The sequence below is a fragment of the Allobaculum sp. genome, from assembly GCF_047010065.1.
In the GTDB taxonomy this organism is placed as follows: domain Bacteria; phylum Bacillota_I; class Bacilli_A; order Erysipelotrichales; family Erysipelotrichaceae; genus Allobaculum; species Allobaculum fili.
On sequence record NZ_JBKXLD010000003.1, the window covers coordinates 5,965 to 22,090 of the forward strand.

Consider the following 16,126-nt stretch of genomic DNA (forward strand, 5'->3'; position numbering starts at 1 on the left):
CCCTCGAAGTTATACATCTCATGATCGAAGGCAAGCTTGGCATTCCGATGAAGCGGGTTGAAGTAATGAAGCTGCGGGCAGTCTTTAAGGACTTCTTCGATCGATTTGACGGGAAACCCTTTATCACCAACCATAATTCCGCTTTGAATACCGTTCTGTTTCACAAAACTGTCATAGGATGTCAGATCGAGCATATTGCCGGGAAAGCACTGCGAACAGATGGGCTCCATTTTTTCCAGATCAAATGCATAAAGTACGGAAATATCCCGTCTTCCTTTCAGTCTGGCTTTTCTGGAAAATTCCGAAAGCGTGTTTTGTCTGGAGTCGTTCGACTTCAGTGTTCCATCGATCAGAAGATGATCATCAATCCCAACTTTGGCTGCCCGGTTTTTCATGAACTTCAGAATTCGGTTGCACGTTTTACCAAGATCTTTTTGAAATGTACTGATCGTATTCTTGCTCATCGCGGTTTCTGGCATCAGCTCCGTCAGAAACGACTCATCGTAACTCTCTTTGAGTTCGCAGTCTTTGATATGCGGATAGCAGACGCGAAGAATGGCCATGCACAGAATCTTATCGGCGTCCTGACGGTTATAGACCTGAAGCAGTTCTTCCATCAATTCAGCGGACTGCCTGTAACAGAGCTCAACATTGGCCCAGTCTTTAAGAACTGTCTTAGATGTATGAACCGCTGGAGAAGTCGGTTCTTCAAGAGGTACGAATTTGCCATTAATGATGTGGCCGATAGTAGGACCATCGACTGGATAACAATGGCCATTCTTGCGAATACAGCCGACTCGCTGTTTGACAGCGTATCGATCTTTGTTTTTTCCATAAGCGTAAACAATCGTATTTTTGGGACGGGCGACGGCCCGGATATCAGCTGGGACAGACATTTTCGGCTCCTTTTTTGTATAGTGTAATTCTATCATTATTATACCATTAAATGACCTATACAGGGAGGATTTTTATATTCAAAATGAAATTTCTCAGAATCGAATTGATTTATAATTTTGCTTAATAAAGCTCGTTAATCGTAGTTATGGTCATTGAGCCAGGGGAAAATTAAAAAGAGAGCCTCGGAAAAAGGCTCTCTGATGGGATGAAATTTCAAAAACGAGCGATTTGTATAGTTAAGCTCATTGGGAAAGTTCTAATCAAAGTGAATGGGGATGACCGCTTCGGAGAGTCTGTAATCTTTCGGAGCTTTGACTTCCCTGAGATAAACGGGGGTGCTGGAAGTCAGCGTATAGAAATCAGTTTTGCCTGTTCTCGGATTGCCTTTCAGCACAGCCAGTTCAACTGTGCATTCAGGATTGGCATAAATTCGGAATTCAAAATCCAGTCCGGTAATGGTATGACCTCTTTCGTCCTTCTTAATGACGGAAACGGCTGGATACTGAACCTTGGGAAAAATTCGAATCGGGCTTTCGGATCCGCTTTTAATTTCCACAATGACCGGCGGATACAGGCTATACATATTTCCCTGCGCGCTCGTTAACAGGTACAGGCCTGGCTGGAGATCGGAATACCCGATTTGCCGGTCTGTCTGTATTGAGGGTTCGATCCTTACGACGGGTTGGTTCTTGTTTATGGCTTCCAGGGTGAGTTTCTGAAGCTGTTCTGCATACGCTTCTCTTTGTTCGGCTGTGATTTCTTCAGACCAGTTCTGAAGAAAATCGGCTTTCCCAGTATTGAAGGGAGCCAGCAGCTGATATTCCCCATTGACCGTCTGCGCCGCCTGAATGAGCGAGATCCGGCTGTCCGTCGCCGGATCCGCGGGACTTGATGTCAGATCGACCAGAATCTGTGCAGATTCTTCTCCATGAATTGGAATCGACTGATTTGGGAAAATACAGAATACGAACAAAAGAATAAGGAACAGAACTGTCTTCTTTTTTTCAGATCGCACTGCAGCCACCTCCTCCTTACCACCTCCCATTTGTGCCCGACGCAAATGAGAGCCTTTTTTGTCTGACCAGCGAATGTTCTCTTCCAGTTTTCGTCCGTGTACAGCATCAGGCGCCTTGTTCCAAACCTGCAGATCGCTCTGATGTTAAGCTAGCGGAAGATAAAGCATTTCTTCTGGCTTTACGCAAATTCATGAATGCAGCTGAATTTTCGCGTAAACAGAAAAAGACAGATGTCGGACTGTGTGTATTGATAAAGTGCAGCTCGGTTAGCTTTCCCCACTTTTCGGCAGATCACGAGAATAGAAAGGCAGAACTCATATCATTCGTATGTAAACTTTGCCGAATCCGTATAAACAAAAGGTGCTTACTGATACATGTTTTAAGGTCTGTTTTAAACTAACCTGACCATCGTCATTATTTACGCACGTGATAAGAATGTCAACGCTTACATTGCCAATTGACTGCTCTGCGATCCAAAGTTCATCTATATGTATTGCTTTTTAAAATTATTTCGCTTGTCTTTTTCAACGTGCAGAATCGATGAATTGCTTCCTGAAGATTTGCGCTGGCAGGCGATTTCCCAGAACCGATCGACTGCCTGAGGCCTCATACCGACAGACTGTTCTTTGATCGAACCGTTCAAACATCCTTTGTCCTGAGCTTTGCGATCTGCTTTTTGTATATGGATCCGGTCCAGCCAATCTGCGCTTTTTCTTCGTTTGCGCCGTTTTTCTTTCTTTCGTTTTTTTGCTCCGGCTGTCTGCTCTTTCTTCTTTGCGAATTGGTTTGGGAATTTTCAGCCAGGAAGGCGGTACAGATTCTGGTGCTTGTTCCATCAAAAAAACGCCTGAGGTTCAGATTCTCCTCAGGCGTTGAACATGCTTTTCATTTTTGAAAGATAATAAAAAAGCTCGATCCGCAGATTATTCTGTCTGGATCGAGCTGTATTTTTCGATGGCAGGGGTAGCAGGAGTTGAACCCACATCAACGGTTTTGGAGACCGTTGTTCTACCATTGAACTATACCCCTGAATGCCTGATCAGTATATCAGGGTACGGACATGGAATGCAACCAAAAAAATAAATTTCCTCAAAAAGATCGATACGATAGATTTCTAATTCAAATAAGACTTTTTGCGATCGCCGCAATTCTGTTTGGGAGAAAGCGCTCTGTTTTTTTCGGCTTTTTCCATTCTTCAGCGCCCGCTCTTCAATCCTTGATACAATAGATTCTGTCCATAGAAGCGCCGTCTGCTGCAGAACTGTGGCAGGCGGATGCTGATGCTTTGGAAGGATTCTCTGCGAATCTTGTTGGGAAGCCGCGGGCGAAAGGAGGAAGCTGGTCAGAGCTTTTCTATTAGATACAGAATCGGCCAGCCAGAATATCGGATGAAACTTGCCAGACGAATGAGTGCTTTGCATACTTCGGTCTTTACCGAACTCAAAGCGGAAAAAGAACGACTTGAACAGGAAGAACAGATGACAGTCCTGGATTTCTCTCTGGGTTCCCCGGACATTCCGCCCGCGCAGAGCGTCATCGATACGCTTTGCGAACAGGCAGCCGTTCCTGCCAACTACCGCTATGCGGTGTCTCCCCTGCCCGAACTGGTGAAAGCGATCCAGGACTGGTATCAGGAGCATTACGAAGTCTGCCTGAAGCCATCGGAAATCTGCCTGCTTCAGGGATCGCAGGAAGCGCTGGTCAATCTCCCGCTTCTCTTCTGCAACCCGCATGATGGCTATCTGATCCCGGATCCGTACTATCCAGCCTATCTCGATGCGCCGCGCATGGCGGAGGCGGATGTTCTGTTCTTGCCGCTTAAGGAAGAAAACGATTATCTGATCGACTTTGATGCAATCAGTGTAGAAGAGCGCAAAAAAGCGCGAATGATGCTGGTGAACTATCCAAACAACCCGACCGGTGCCGTCGCGCCCGACTGGTTTATTGAAAAGCTGATCCGCTTTGCGAGCGACAATCATATTCTGGTCGTCTACGATAACGCCTACAGCGATCTGATTTTCGATGGAAGCAAGCCGAAAAGCTTTCTGTCCTATCCCGGTGCGAAGGAAGTCGGCGTAGAACTCAATTCCTTTTCCAAATCGTATGGAATGGCCGGTGCAAGACTGGGTATTCTCTGCGGCAACGAAGATGTGATCGCCGCCTATCGCAATCTGAAGTCCAATATGGACTACGGCGTTTTCCTTCCGGTTCAGTATGCGGGCATTACCGCTCTGAAGACGGGATCGTCTGTCGTGGCGAAAACGCGGGAAACGTATGAGATCCGCCGGCGTCTGATGGTCAGCGAGTTTTCTCAGGCCGGCTGGGATTTGAAACTGCCCGAAGGTACTATGTTTGTCTGGGCGAAAATTCCGGATGAATGGCAAGATTCCTTTGCGTTTGCGAAAGATCTGCTTCATGAAACCGGCATTCTGGTCACGCCAGGCCTGGCGTTTGGCGAACAGGGGCGCCGCTATGTCCGTCTGGCTTTAGTCGTTTCAAGCTACACGATTCGAACCGCAGCGAAGCGCCTGCTCGATACCCGCTTCTTCCTGCGTTTGGAACATTGATTCCAGTCGCAGCTCCTTATCTGCACGCCTATTGCATAATATACATGCATATTCATGCGCCCTGCATCTGCGTATATGGCTTGTGCGATTCCATGTATTCCGTACACTTACATCCATTTACTGCACGCTCCTGGCGCGCTGTCGGCTTACGGCGGCGCGCTTTTCTTTGGACGTTCGCACCTCTGGCAGCTCATGCGCAAATCAAAAGCCGTCGGAATCAGCATTCCAGACGGCTTGAATGAAATTCGGAATTGTAAAAGGATAGAAATCCGAAACCCTATTTGGCGGCGTTTTCCTTGGCCAGCAGGTCGCGGATCTCTTCGAGAAGAACCAGCTGAGGATCCGGCTTTTCTTCTTCCGCCGGTTTTTCCTCTTCTTTTTTCTTCTTGAGCGCATCGGCTTTGGCTCGGGCCGTATTGATGGCTTTGACCATGCAGAATACGACGAGGGCGATGATCAGGAAGTTGAGGATGGCCTGAAGGAAGAGGCCGTACTGCAGTTTTGCGGAGCCGATGGACACGGACAGATCGGCAATGTTGACACCGGCACAGATCATGCCGACGACAGGCGTAACGATGTCGGTAACGAGGGAGTTGACGATGGCAGTGAAAGCGGAACCCATGATGATACCCACGGCCATATCCACAACGTTGCCGCGCGAGATAAATTCTTTGAACTCGCTGATGAATTTGCTCATTGTTGGAAAATCTCCTTTTCTTTTCTGTATTTTACTGAACGTCTAAGAAGATTTTGGAAGAATCGACCGTATTCCAATCAGATCTCCGTCTTTATCCAGCCAAAGAATACTTTTTTGCGCGTCGTAGTCCACAATGCGAAGCCTTGTCCCGTATTCCTTTTCCAGACGGCGCTTGAGCGCCAGCGTTTCCTTTAGCGGAAGCTGCAGATCCAGAATCGAAAAAGCTTCCAGAAACTGCCGGGAGGAGCGGGTGATGACCACATTGCCTTCAAAGCCTTCCGGATTGCGGTCCGTACAGATCAGCGAAAGCGAAGACCGCGGGTCGCGCCAGACGAGCGAATATTCCAGAGGAAAAAGCTGATGACAGCCCTGACACTGGTGCATGAAGTAGGTTCCGTCTTTGAGCCGCTGATACTCCGTGCTTTTCTCATCGCGAATGAGATAGGTATCACGCGAGAGGTAGAAGGAGCGCCCGCAGTGCGGACAGGTAAACGAAAAGAGCCGTTTTTTCATTCGATTTTGAATTTACGCGTGAATGGGGCGGGTCTTTTCGTACAGCCAGGCGGCTTCTTCTTCATTCAGACGCGGCGAAATTTCGTCATAGACACGCTGATGATAGGCATTGAGCCAGTCGATCTCGTTCTGTTCCATTTCTTTTACGTTCAGACCGCGAACATCAAACGGAACGAGCGTCAGCGCATCGTGCCTGTAAAACTGTCCGAATTCGGTTTCAAATGCCGGAACGGTAACGAGCAGGTTTTCGTGACGAATGCCGTACTTGCCTTCGACATACAGACCCGGTTCATCGGAAGTCACCATGCCTGGCATCAGAACGCAGGAATCCTTGCGTTCCGGAACAATCCGCCAGCGGAAGCCGTTTGGACCTTCGTGTACGCTGAGCACATGACCGACACCATGACCAGTACCGTGGTTGAAGTCCAGACCGTTTTTCCAGAGCGGTTCACGGGCGGTAATATCGAGGTTCAGACCGCGGGCGCCCGCCGGGAATACGGCTTTTTCCAGAGCAATGTGTCCCTGCAGCACACGGGTGAACGCTTCTTTTTCTTCATCCGTCAGATCGCCGACCACAAACGTACGGGTGATATCGGTAGTACCTGGGTAATAATGTCCGCCGGAGTCCACGAGATACAGACCGCGGTTTTCAATCACGACGGGATGTTCGTGATCCGGATGATAGTGCGGCATCGACGCATTCGCGCCATACGCAGAAATGGTTGTGAACGATTCTTCAATAAAGTCCGGCTGAGCGGCACGGAATTCGTGCAGCTGATCGGCAGCCGATGTTTCGGTCAACACATGACCGGCTTTCATTTCGTCTTCCAGCCACTTCCAGAAGCGGATCATCGCCACCGCGTCCTGCTTGTGCGCTTCACGGAATCCGTTAACTTCGGTTTCGTTTTTGCAGGCTTTCATCAGCTGGATCGGGTTATCCTGCCAGATCGGGTTTTCAATCGAACGTCCAATGCGGGAGTTGATGAAGTCGCGATCCATCAGAACCGGTCCTTCCAGGGCTTTCGCATCGTCGTAGACCTGATCGTACGGTGCCGTGCGAATGCCGGCTTTTTTCAGGAGTTGGGCACTTGTCGCATCGAGGCGGCTTTCATCGATATAAAGCGTTCCGCCGTCTTCATCGACAATCGTGTAGGCCAGAGCGACTGGGAAGCTTGGAATATCGTGGGCACGCAGATTATAGAGCCAGGCTACTTCGTCGATCTTGTTGGTAACATGATGACGGGCGCCGGCTTTGTTCATGGCCTCACGCAGTTCGGACAGTTTTTCTTCCATGGATTTTCCGGTGTATTTTTCATCGAAATGGGACGTTTCTGTTGCGGGGAGTTCCGGGCGATCCGGCCAGGCTTCGCCGGCCAGATCCAGACTGGTTTCAATCCGGATGTTCTTTTCGTTCATGCGATCCTGATACTTTTCAAAGGCATGCATGGAAATGCAGCGGCCGTCGAACGCCAGCGTTCCGCCGTTGTCGACATGATCGAGAATGTACTGTTCAATCGATGGCGTTTCGGGCATGCCCATTTTCATCAGATCTACGCCGGAGTCTTTCAGCTCCTGGGCAGCCTGCAGGAAATAGCGGCCATCGGTCCAAAGACCCGCCTGATCCTTCAGAACGACCAGAACACCGGCACTTCCAGTAAATCCGGAGAAGTGTTTTCTCGCGCCAAAATAGTCGCAGACATATTCGGTATCGTGGAAGTCCGAAGTCGGAATGATGACGGCATCCACGTTATGCTCAGCCATTTTTTCTCTGAGCTGTTTCAAAGGTTGATTCATCGGTTGGTCCCTTCTTTCTGAACCCCATTATAGAAGAGCAAACGCCTAACCGGCCAATTCCCGGCCTGAATCGCCCAATTGGACCGGTTATCGCTTTCGCCGGACACCGTTTTGACTCCTTTAGAATTCTTCGGTTTCCACCGGAGAATTCGGGTTTCTTTTTGTTCCCCTTCGATTTCTGGGCTGTTTTCTCTGACGGCTTTCTCCTGCAGCTTTCCCTTATGGCTGCCCTTCCCGCCTTCTTCTTCTCCTCTTCCTTTTTCTCGATCGTTTCTCTATCTATAGGATCTACCGTTCGGCTGTTTGTTCTCCCAGACCGGACGACAATCACTTCGTTTGTCTGTAGTCAGCCAGACGGCTGTCGAAAGCCGCGGCACCAGTGCACCTGTTATCCTTTTTGATCCCCTTTTCAAAATTTTTGTCCCGGTTCGAATCCTCGTTCTTCTCCATATTCTTCCTAGAATTCTTCTCAGAGACCCATTTCACAGATTTTCCAGCGGATCGTTCGCAGTCTTGGTCTTCTTTCTTCCAAAAAGAAAACACACCGCGAGGGTGCGTTCTTTTTCAAAATTTCAAGAAAGGGTCTCGATCCGAACTTAAACCTGAACGGGCGCCGTATTGGGATCGGCGAGATTGTTTGGATCGATGCCTGGATCGACCGGAGTTTCTGGCGGGATCGCATTGGGACCCGGCTGTACCTCAGGATTTTCTTCCGGATTCGGTGCCGGTTCTTCCGGCTGCGGCTCCGCCTGGATTTCCGACTGCTGAGAGGAAGGCTGATCGGGTTTGTTTTCTTCTTCCTGCGGTTTTCGCTCTTCCAGCTCTTTTTCAAACGCTTTGGCGTCTTCCCGGCTCATCGGCTTATTTTTCACTTCTTCGCTGATGCGCTGTTCGGGGGACACGTTGTAAATGTTATCGAGGCCGGTCGGGCCGAAGATCGCGAATACCGCCATGAAAAGGCAGAGCAGAATCGTCTTCACAATATAGAAGCCGACGTTGCGAGCCGGATACGTGTTTTCCAGACGCATGTACTTGAACTGGCGCCACAGAAAGAACAGCGGCGTAATGAGCAGCAGCGTCTGCAGCAGATAGGCTCCCGGGTTGACCGAGTTGAGGTAATACATCACATCGAAAGCGGCACGGGATTCGATCGCGTTCGCAAAGAAGAAGGAACGAATCCAGAGCACGTAATGGTTGTAAAAGCCCATCGTCGAAAGCAGACCGATGCCAAATACGAGCGTGGTAAAGAAGATGATCGTCCGTTTGATCTTTTTGTTTGTGACCGCCGTCATACGAATCGCGCGCGAAAGCGAGCAAATGTACGTCACAATGAGCCATCCCAGATAAATCCATGGAGAATACGGAATCCAGGGCGCCAGGATACAGAAGACGATACTCAGAAACAGGAAAATGTTTCCAAGCGTGTCCGTCCTCGAATGCCATCGGCGGATTTTGCGAATTCCAAACGTGCGGAAGGAAAACGGCGTAGTCAGAATCGACTGCCAGCGCAGCGGGATGAAGATACCGATAATCGCCACGATCAGAACGATCACGGTATACAGCAGAGCCTGACTGTACTGGGGCGTCTTGAGAATAGTCGTTAAAATATTCATAACATGCTCCATAACGAAAGCCTGGAGAGTGGCTCCAGGCCGTGAATTGTAAAAAAGTTCTTTCCTATTCTACAACGCGATTCGGAGTATGGGAAAGTCTGATCTTTTTCCGACGCTATTGAGTCGTCCCAGCAGATCCGATCCGCTTAGCTGATTCGAGGTTCGTTTTTTCGGTTTCCAAACACCTGACCATGCCATACGTACGCCAGCGCGAATACGACTGCACACACGAGCAGCACGCTCCATGGCGAAACCGTAATCGCCCCGGGCCAGTTCATTCGGCCGACATAATCCGAACCCAGAAAGCCGATCAGGCAAAGTACGATCGTCAGCCACCGTTTCCAGCCTTTTGGATAGCGGGCAATGCAGGCGATGAGCAGTTTAGCGACCACGTAGACGCCAAGTGCGGAAATCAGATCACCAGGACCGAAGTGCATCGTCATCGGCAGCGCTTCATGCGCGAAAAACGGATCCATCCAGAGATTGATCAATACCTGCTTGATGGCAATCCAGAGCGGAACGAACAGAAGCAGATCCATACCTTCTCGAACCCAGTGACTCGTTTTCTTTTTTGCCTTTTCCGCTTGCAAAGTCTGACGCGCCTGCTCGAGCGTCTTGGAAAGCCGGGTTTCCAGCGGTTCTGGTTCCATTCCTGGTTCCTGCTCTTGTTCCTGTTCACGTTCCTGTTCAAATTTCTGTTCCAGTCTGGCATCGGTTTGATCCGGATTGTTGATGCTGGTGTTCGCGCTCGCTTTCGTATTTGCCAAAAGCGAATTGGTCGATCCGTTTACAGGAGCTGAATTGGGCGAGTCGAGAGTGCAGACGGTCTGGACCAGATCGCCGCAAAGCTGTTTTGTCTGATCGAGCGGCAGATTGGCTTCGCGAATCTGAATCAGAACCGGCAATGCCTCCGCTTGGGAAAAGCCCGGCAGTCGATACGATTCGACTGCCGGTAAATAAATATAGGTATAGAGATTCATGCTTAATTTCCTTTGGTTTCCTTTACGACTGCGGAAGCAGAAGAAAGGGCGATGACATCCGTCGGCGCTGCCAGAGCAAGGCTGCTTCGGATTTTCTGGATTTCCTCCTGCAAAGCAAACTTCATATCCCAGAACTGTTCAATCGTAGAGTAGCAGACCAGATTGATTTCCATACCGCTGCCATCAGCCAGATAATCGCCGATCTGGGTTTTCGGTTTTGGATCCTTGAGCACATACGGACAGGCTTCCATCGCCTTTTGCGCTTCACTTCGAAATTCCTTCGGATCCACAAACAGACTGACCGGAACCTTGATGACAAGACGCCGGGAAGGATAGCACGAATAGTTGGTAATGGAATTGGAAATCAGAACGGTATTGGGAATAACCACTTCCTGATTATCGAATGTTTCCAGGGTAGTAAACATGATTTCAATCGAAACCACTGTGCCTTCACACTCGTTGCAGGCAATATAGTCTCCCACTTTAAACGGCTTGGTAATCAGAATCTGCAGACCGCTGGCTACGTTGGACATGTTGTCCTTTAATGCCAGAGAAATACCAAGGCCTAACGCGGAAAACGCACCGACCGCAACGGACATATCCACACCGATCTGGCCTAAGGCGATGATGATCGCGATGATGCGAATCAGAATGTTCGCCAGCGATCCGGTAAATGTCAGAACGCCTTCATCCACACCTTTTCGATTGTGCAGACGCAAAATCAGACGCTTAACCGCAGGTCCTAAAAAGAAACCGATCACCAGTTCAATCGTGGCCGCAAGAAGCTTCATCAAGAAATTGTTATGAATAAACTGTTCCCAGCTCATCAATCCTCACTCCTTTCCAAGATTTACAGAATTGGGATGGGACGGGTAAATCCCGACAGAAAAAAACTGTGCCATACCATAAGGATACAGCACAGTAATGGTTTAAGCCGGAACGATTCCTGAAGGAAACGACTAGGCGAGGGCCTCTTCGAGACGGGCGATTCCCTGATCAATTCGAGCGAGGGATTCGTCTTTGCCCAGGATATGCACGATTTCAATCGCGCCGCCCGGTGTGAACTGCTTGCCGGATACGGCAGTACGTACAGGCCAGAGAACCTGCCCGTTTTTCATGCCCATTTCCTTTGGCAGAGCAAGCAGAGTTTCGTGAACGTTTTCTTCTGTCCAGTCCTGAATACCGGCAATGGCTTCACGCGCGGCTTTCAGTGCGGTCAGGGCCGTTTCCGGTGTGGATTTCATTTTCTTGTGACGATACATCTCGAGATCGTAGTCGCCTGGCTGATCAAAGAAATCAACAGCCTCTTCGATCTGGTTGAGAATATCGATACGCGGCTGGATGATCTTCGCGATTTCACGATGGGAATACGAACCTTTGACAGCTTTTTCCAGATACGGTCTAACCGTTTCAAAGTATGTATCCTCATCCATGCTGCGCAGGTAAACGCCATTCATCCAGGTCAGTTTGTCAATATCGAAAATCGCCGGAGAGCGGGAAATGCGGGATACATCGAAGACATCGATCAGCTCTTCGAGCGTGTAGATCTCCTGCTCCGTTGGCGGTGCCCAGCCCAGCAGCGCAATGTAGTTGATAATGGCAGCGGGCAGATAGCCTTTGACTACGAGATCCTGGAAGGACGCATCGCCGTTACGCTTGGACAGCTTATGCTTCTCATCTTTCATTACGGGCGGAACGTGAACATAAGTTGGTCTTTCCCATCCATACGCGTCATAAATCAGGTTGTATTTCGGGGTAGAAGACAGGTATTCGTTGCCGCGAACAACGTGGCTGATTTCCATCGTGTGGTCATCGATGATGTTGGCAAAGTTATACGTAGGATAGCCGTCGGATTTCAGCAGGATCTGCTCGTCGAGCAGGTCGCCGTCGAATTCGATGTGGCCGTAAACCATGTCATCAAAGGATGTTTCTCCAACATTGGAAATGGTCTGACGAATAACAAACGGATCACCGCAATCGATACGCTCCTGCACTTCCTTGGCATCAAGATGCTTGCAGGGATCGTCAAACTTGAAGGAAATACCGAGGGATTCAGCTTCCTTGCGCTGCTCTTCAATTTCCTCTTCCGAGCAGAAGCAGTAGTGGGCATGGCCGGTTTTTACGAGTTCTTCGGCATAGCCTTTATACATAGGAAGACGCTCAGACTGAATATACGGTCCGAAATTGCCGCCGATATCTGGTCCTTCGTCCCAGTTCAGGCCGACATCTTTCAGAGTTTTATAAATAATATCTACTGCGCCTTCGACTTTTCGTCCCTGGTCCGTATCTTCAATACGAAGCAGGAAGTCGCCGTTATCGTGTTTGGCAATCAGATACTCAAACAGAGCTGTACGCAGGTTGCCAATGTGCATATAGCCAGTCGGAGATGGGGCAAAACGAGTTCTAACTTTACGAGACAAAACAATCAACTCCTTAACATACAAATCTTAATGGATTATTTTCCTTTTGACAAACCGCCCTCCCACCCCTGCAGTGCGCGTAACCTTTTTCGCCGGCATTCTCTATTTTCAATCCGCGAACGTTTAGAAACGCATGCAAAAAAGCAGCCTTCCTCATGCTAGAGCACGTAAGGAAAGCTGCTGATTTTCCATCTAAGTTCCGCACTAAGCGGATAGAAATGGATAAGCGTTTTAGGCTGTTTCTTCTTCTGCCCGGCGCTTACCGGTTCGATTTGTCACGGGAAAGCTTTCTCTGCGTGAAGATCAGAATGATCGTGGCGCAAAGAGCAATCCAGATCCAAAGGTTGGCACTAAGCGCTGCGGCAGTGTTCGGTCCATGGCCCTTGGTGGGGGGATTCGAGGAGCTGGAGTTGCTTCCCGATCCATTGAACCGCCAGGCTTGCTTCCTGAATCACTTGGCTTATTGCCTGAATCAGACTTGTCGCTGCTGGAGCCGGAGGAAGTGTCCGAGCTGTCATCGCCCGGGTCGATCGTCGGCTTGTACTGAATTTCCTGCATGGTATCGCGTTTCGCCTGATCCGACGCCGCATGATCCATTGACGGATAGGCCTTCACGACAGCCACCAGGCCGTCTTCACCATTCGTGATCGAAACGCGGATCGTCGTATCGTCTTCAATCAGCAGTTCACAGTTGTCTCCCTCGATCAGATCGGAAACGAGCACGTAATAGTAGTCGCCAGGGACGGTATACGTGATATTTCCAAACCAGTCTTTCCCTTCGCCGTTAATGCGAAGTACGGTTTTCTGAGGAAGCGGTGCGCCGTCAACAGCTTCAAGTCGGAATTCCGTTACAACCGATACTTCGGGACCCGGTTTCGGTTTTCCTTCCGTAAAGAAGGTGGAAACCGGGATGTTTACATCGACTGAAGACGCCGCGTAAACCGAAATCGGCTGAAAGGACATCACGAATAGAAGACCGGCAAGAAGAAGATGCTTAATTTTGTTCATACGAATTTTCATTAGCATTCTTCACCTCCTGCTTATTCTGGATGCGGCCAAAGAGAAGGACGCGTCCATTTGTTTCAACGTCATAGCAAGTCGAAAGAGCAATGATCTGCTGATCCGGCTTTACGCCGATATCGCGGTACTGCTGGCAGTCTTTTTTGAGCCGTTCCAGGAATCGTCCGTCAAGAGTCGAAGCTCCCTGCGGAATGGAATATACGTCCGGGTCTGCAGCATCAGTTTTCAGTACCGCAAACACTTCGATATCCCATTGCGAATCCAGAGAATACAGCGTCCCCGTTTTGTGATCATCGAAATAGTCCTTTTTCAGGAACTTCGTCAGATCTCCGAACATTCCGCCGTTTTCCATATGATGTCCATACATCAGCGAATAGGGATCCGAGAAGTCCAGGCTGTTCAGACAGGAAAGGAAGATCGAACCCGAAAGAGAGAAGTCTCCCAGAGGATCCTTATTCACATATTCCATGTCATCCTTGCCCTGAACAATCGGCTGGTCGATATGTGTATCATCGATCGTAATCCATCCGATCACGTCTTTGTTCATCGCCACCAGTTCATCCATTGACCAGGACTGGCCAGGAGCCGGTTTGTATTTCATCAGATCGGAACCAAAGCCTGCCTGCGACAAGCGCCAGTTGTCCAGGAGAGAATAGCCGCCGTACAGCATCATGCAAAGAACAAGAATCATTGCGACGAAACTGATCAGTCGATCTCCCATCCGGGCCAGTTTTGCAGCTCTGTCCATTTAACTCTTTCTCCTTTGTTCACAAGAAGCTCTAAGGCTTCGTATGAATTCGTCTATTCCAGATTCAATGATCCGAAATTAGTCTTCGCGTTTACGACGGAAGAACATACCGGCGAATACACCGCCCAGACCAACTACAGCTACATAAGGAGCAGCAGTCATCAGGATACCCGTAGGAACGGTACCTTCTCTGTGGTTAGTAAAGGCTACTTCTTCGTCCATTCCATCCGTTGCTGTAACGTTATTAATATGGTCGTCCTCTACCTTTGAGTCCGTAGTGGCTCCTACCGTCTTAATATAGGATGCTTCATAACCTAATGGAGTTTCCGAAACAGAGTAGATGTCATCACCTGTCAGGCCATCGATAATGAATTCCTCTCCATCTTTCAGTCTAAAATTGTAAGTATATTTCGTATCATCCTCATTGTGTGTTGGGTTTACTGCTGCATTCCCAAGCTTAGCGTTGAGAGTCTGACCGGCTGGTTTTGTCACGGTTACTTTAAAATCGAAGTACTGCCCTTTGTTACCCTGATTACCTGTAACAGTTTTAGTAACCTTCAGTGGATTAGGATTATATGTATGAGTGAATACGACCTCATCCTGGCTCAGCTTAGTATCGGAACCTGGGGTAGTGAACCAATGTCTGAGAACTGCGAGCTGATTGTTGCTATCATAACCAACATATAAGTACAGGTCGAACTGCTGCTCATTAATATCGATACTCTTGTTGTTGGGTTCTGTGCCTGTCGTTGTTGGAGTAATCGAATATTTGAAGATACCAGCACCGGGGAAGTTGCCTGGATTGGCAATATTAACTGTGACATTGCTGTACTCAATCTTGTTTAGAGATGTCACTTCATCCTGCTGGGTTGCAGCCCCCATAGTGATTCCAACAGTCTGAACATCAGTACCTTTAAATACAGTGCCACCTGCTGCAGAACCGTCATAGTTCACTTCAACATCATCTGTTGCCGGAGCAATCGCGTATTCGATTGTAGAATTGCTTGCTGTAACCAATCCATCCTTTGTGGTAACAGAAGTTGCAAACGTTGGATTTGGGTTAGGTGTATCCTCTGCGAAGATCGGAGTAGCTACGCTAGCCAGAGAGATCATGCTTGCTGCTGTAAGTGCTGCGAGAGACTTAAAGTTTTTCATTTTCTTTCCTCTTTCACATTTCTCATTAGTTCGGTCCCAGTCTTCGATGAACTCAGACCGAATTTTGAGAAATATCTATGATTTGTTATTCAAAGTTAAATCTTTGAAAGGGCGGCTGAATTTAGAGAGAGATGCGGCGGAGAATCGTGGAAACTTTTCCAATAATGTTCTCTCGTTCAACAGGTCCGAACTGTCGGCTGTCTGCTGCGCCTTCTCGAAAGTCGCTCAAAATGAAATATTCATTGTCGCCAAGAAGCAATGGGTAAGTAACGTCCGAATCGTATGCAGGGGTGGAGTAATAGATTTCTCCTTCACTGACGGTTCCGTTATTTACTTTCAGCTTCGCATCTTCGGTAATTTCTACCGTATCGCCGGGCCGTGCGACAATTCTTCCGGTCCGGACTTTACCGTTTGCTTCATAGGAAACGATATCGTTGTTCCATAAATTCGAGGGAAAGCAGTAGACCAGAGCAATGTCGCCAGACCGAAGTGTGGGTTTCATGTCATCACCCGAAACAATTGTGAGTCGGAAGACGACGCCGAACAGGACATAAATGAAGAGGATTAGTCCCGCCAGCCGAGTCAGAAAGGATTTGATGTCTCGCCGATCCAGTAAATCCTTTCGCCTTCGAGCAATCACTGCTTCCGGGGTAACTGGTTTTGCTTTCTTTTTTTGCATTGATTTCTAACCTCTTATATGGAGCAT

At 48.8% G+C, this 16,126-nt stretch carries 14 protein-coding genes, 1 tRNA gene and 1 pseudogene; 1 reads left to right on the forward strand and 15 read right to left on the reverse strand.

Going from position 1 to position 16,126, the window contains the following annotated elements; all coding sequences use genetic code 11:
* The 4 genes and pseudogenes from ACLUYS_RS00495 to ACLUYS_RS00510 form a co-directional block, all read right to left on the reverse strand.
* Positions 1–896, reverse strand: a pseudogene (locus ACLUYS_RS00495) (hypothetical protein); the annotation flags it as partial.
* 257 nt (positions 897–1,153) lie between these two features.
* On the reverse strand, positions 1,154–1,912 hold the full coding sequence (locus tag ACLUYS_RS00500; protein WP_412658609.1) for a hypothetical protein: 759 nt from the start codon (positions 1,910–1,912) through the stop codon (positions 1,154–1,156).
* 525 nt (positions 1,913–2,437) lie between these two features.
* Entirely contained in the window at positions 2,438–2,749 is a 312-nt protein-coding gene (locus tag ACLUYS_RS00505) for a hypothetical protein (protein WP_412658611.1), read from the reverse strand.
* A gap of 119 nt (positions 2,750–2,868) precedes the next feature.
* Positions 2,869–2,942: transfer RNA gene (locus ACLUYS_RS00510), tRNA-Trp, on the reverse strand.
* A gap of 359 nt (positions 2,943–3,301) precedes the next feature.
* Here ACLUYS_RS00510 and ACLUYS_RS00515 point away from each other — a divergent pair.
* Entirely contained in the window at positions 3,302–4,480 is a 1,179-nt protein-coding gene (locus ACLUYS_RS00515; protein ID WP_412658613.1) for a pyridoxal phosphate-dependent aminotransferase, read from the forward strand.
* A 277-nt stretch (positions 4,481–4,757) separates the two neighbouring features.
* On the opposite strand, the gene mscL is transcribed toward ACLUYS_RS00515, so the two are convergent.
* From mscL to lepB, 11 genes are all read right to left on the reverse strand, one after another.
* Positions 4,758–5,177, reverse strand: a complete 420-nt coding sequence (gene mscL, locus ACLUYS_RS00520) for a large-conductance mechanosensitive channel protein MscL (protein WP_288339562.1) — start codon at positions 5,175–5,177, stop codon at positions 4,758–4,760.
* A gap of 42 nt (positions 5,178–5,219) precedes the next feature.
* The gene (locus ACLUYS_RS00525; RefSeq protein ID WP_230268325.1) at positions 5,220–5,690 is read right to left on the reverse strand and encodes a CpXC domain-containing protein; all 471 of its coding nucleotides are present in this window, start codon (positions 5,688–5,690) and stop codon (positions 5,220–5,222) included.
* A gap of 12 nt (positions 5,691–5,702) precedes the next feature.
* Complete coding sequence (locus ACLUYS_RS00530) at positions 5,703–7,484, reverse strand: aminopeptidase P family protein (RefSeq protein WP_412658615.1); 1,782 nt, start codon at positions 7,482–7,484, stop codon at positions 5,703–5,705.
* A 596-nt stretch (positions 7,485–8,080) separates the two neighbouring features.
* Positions 8,081–9,097, reverse strand: a complete 1,017-nt coding sequence (locus ACLUYS_RS00535) for a hypothetical protein (protein WP_412658616.1) — start codon at positions 9,095–9,097, stop codon at positions 8,081–8,083.
* 146 nt (positions 9,098–9,243) lie between these two features.
* A complete protein-coding gene (locus ACLUYS_RS00540; RefSeq protein ID WP_412658618.1) occupies positions 9,244–10,077 on the reverse strand; it encodes a hypothetical protein in 834 nt (277 codons plus the stop codon).
* A 2-nt stretch (positions 10,078–10,079) separates the two neighbouring features.
* Positions 10,080–10,904, reverse strand: coding sequence for a mechanosensitive ion channel family protein (locus tag ACLUYS_RS00545; protein WP_412658620.1), 825 nt, complete (start codon positions 10,902–10,904; stop codon positions 10,080–10,082).
* Between the two features lie 132 nt (positions 10,905–11,036).
* Positions 11,037–12,497: a glutamate--tRNA ligase gene (gene gltX / locus ACLUYS_RS00550; protein WP_412658622.1), complete on the reverse strand. Its 1,461-nt coding sequence runs from the start codon at positions 12,495–12,497 to the stop codon at positions 11,037–11,039.
* A gap of 303 nt (positions 12,498–12,800) precedes the next feature.
* Positions 12,801–13,505: a hypothetical protein gene (locus tag ACLUYS_RS00555; RefSeq protein WP_412658624.1), complete on the reverse strand. Its 705-nt coding sequence runs from the start codon at positions 13,503–13,505 to the stop codon at positions 12,801–12,803.
* Positions 13,492–14,265 carry a class B sortase gene (srtB, locus tag ACLUYS_RS00560; protein WP_412658626.1) on the reverse strand — a complete coding sequence of 258 codons (774 nt, stop codon included), beginning with the start codon at positions 14,263–14,265 and terminating at the stop codon, positions 13,492–13,494. The genes ACLUYS_RS00555 and srtB overlap by 14 nt, the downstream gene beginning before the upstream one ends.
* 78 nt (positions 14,266–14,343) lie before the next feature.
* Positions 14,344–15,420, reverse strand: coding sequence for a hypothetical protein (locus ACLUYS_RS00565; protein WP_412658628.1), 1,077 nt, complete (start codon positions 15,418–15,420; stop codon positions 14,344–14,346).
* Positions 15,421–15,541: 121 nt separating this feature from the next.
* The gene (gene lepB, locus ACLUYS_RS00570) at positions 15,542–16,099 is read right to left on the reverse strand and encodes a signal peptidase I (RefSeq protein WP_412658629.1); all 558 of its coding nucleotides are present in this window, start codon (positions 16,097–16,099) and stop codon (positions 15,542–15,544) included.
* Positions 16,100–16,126 lie beyond the last annotated feature (27 nt).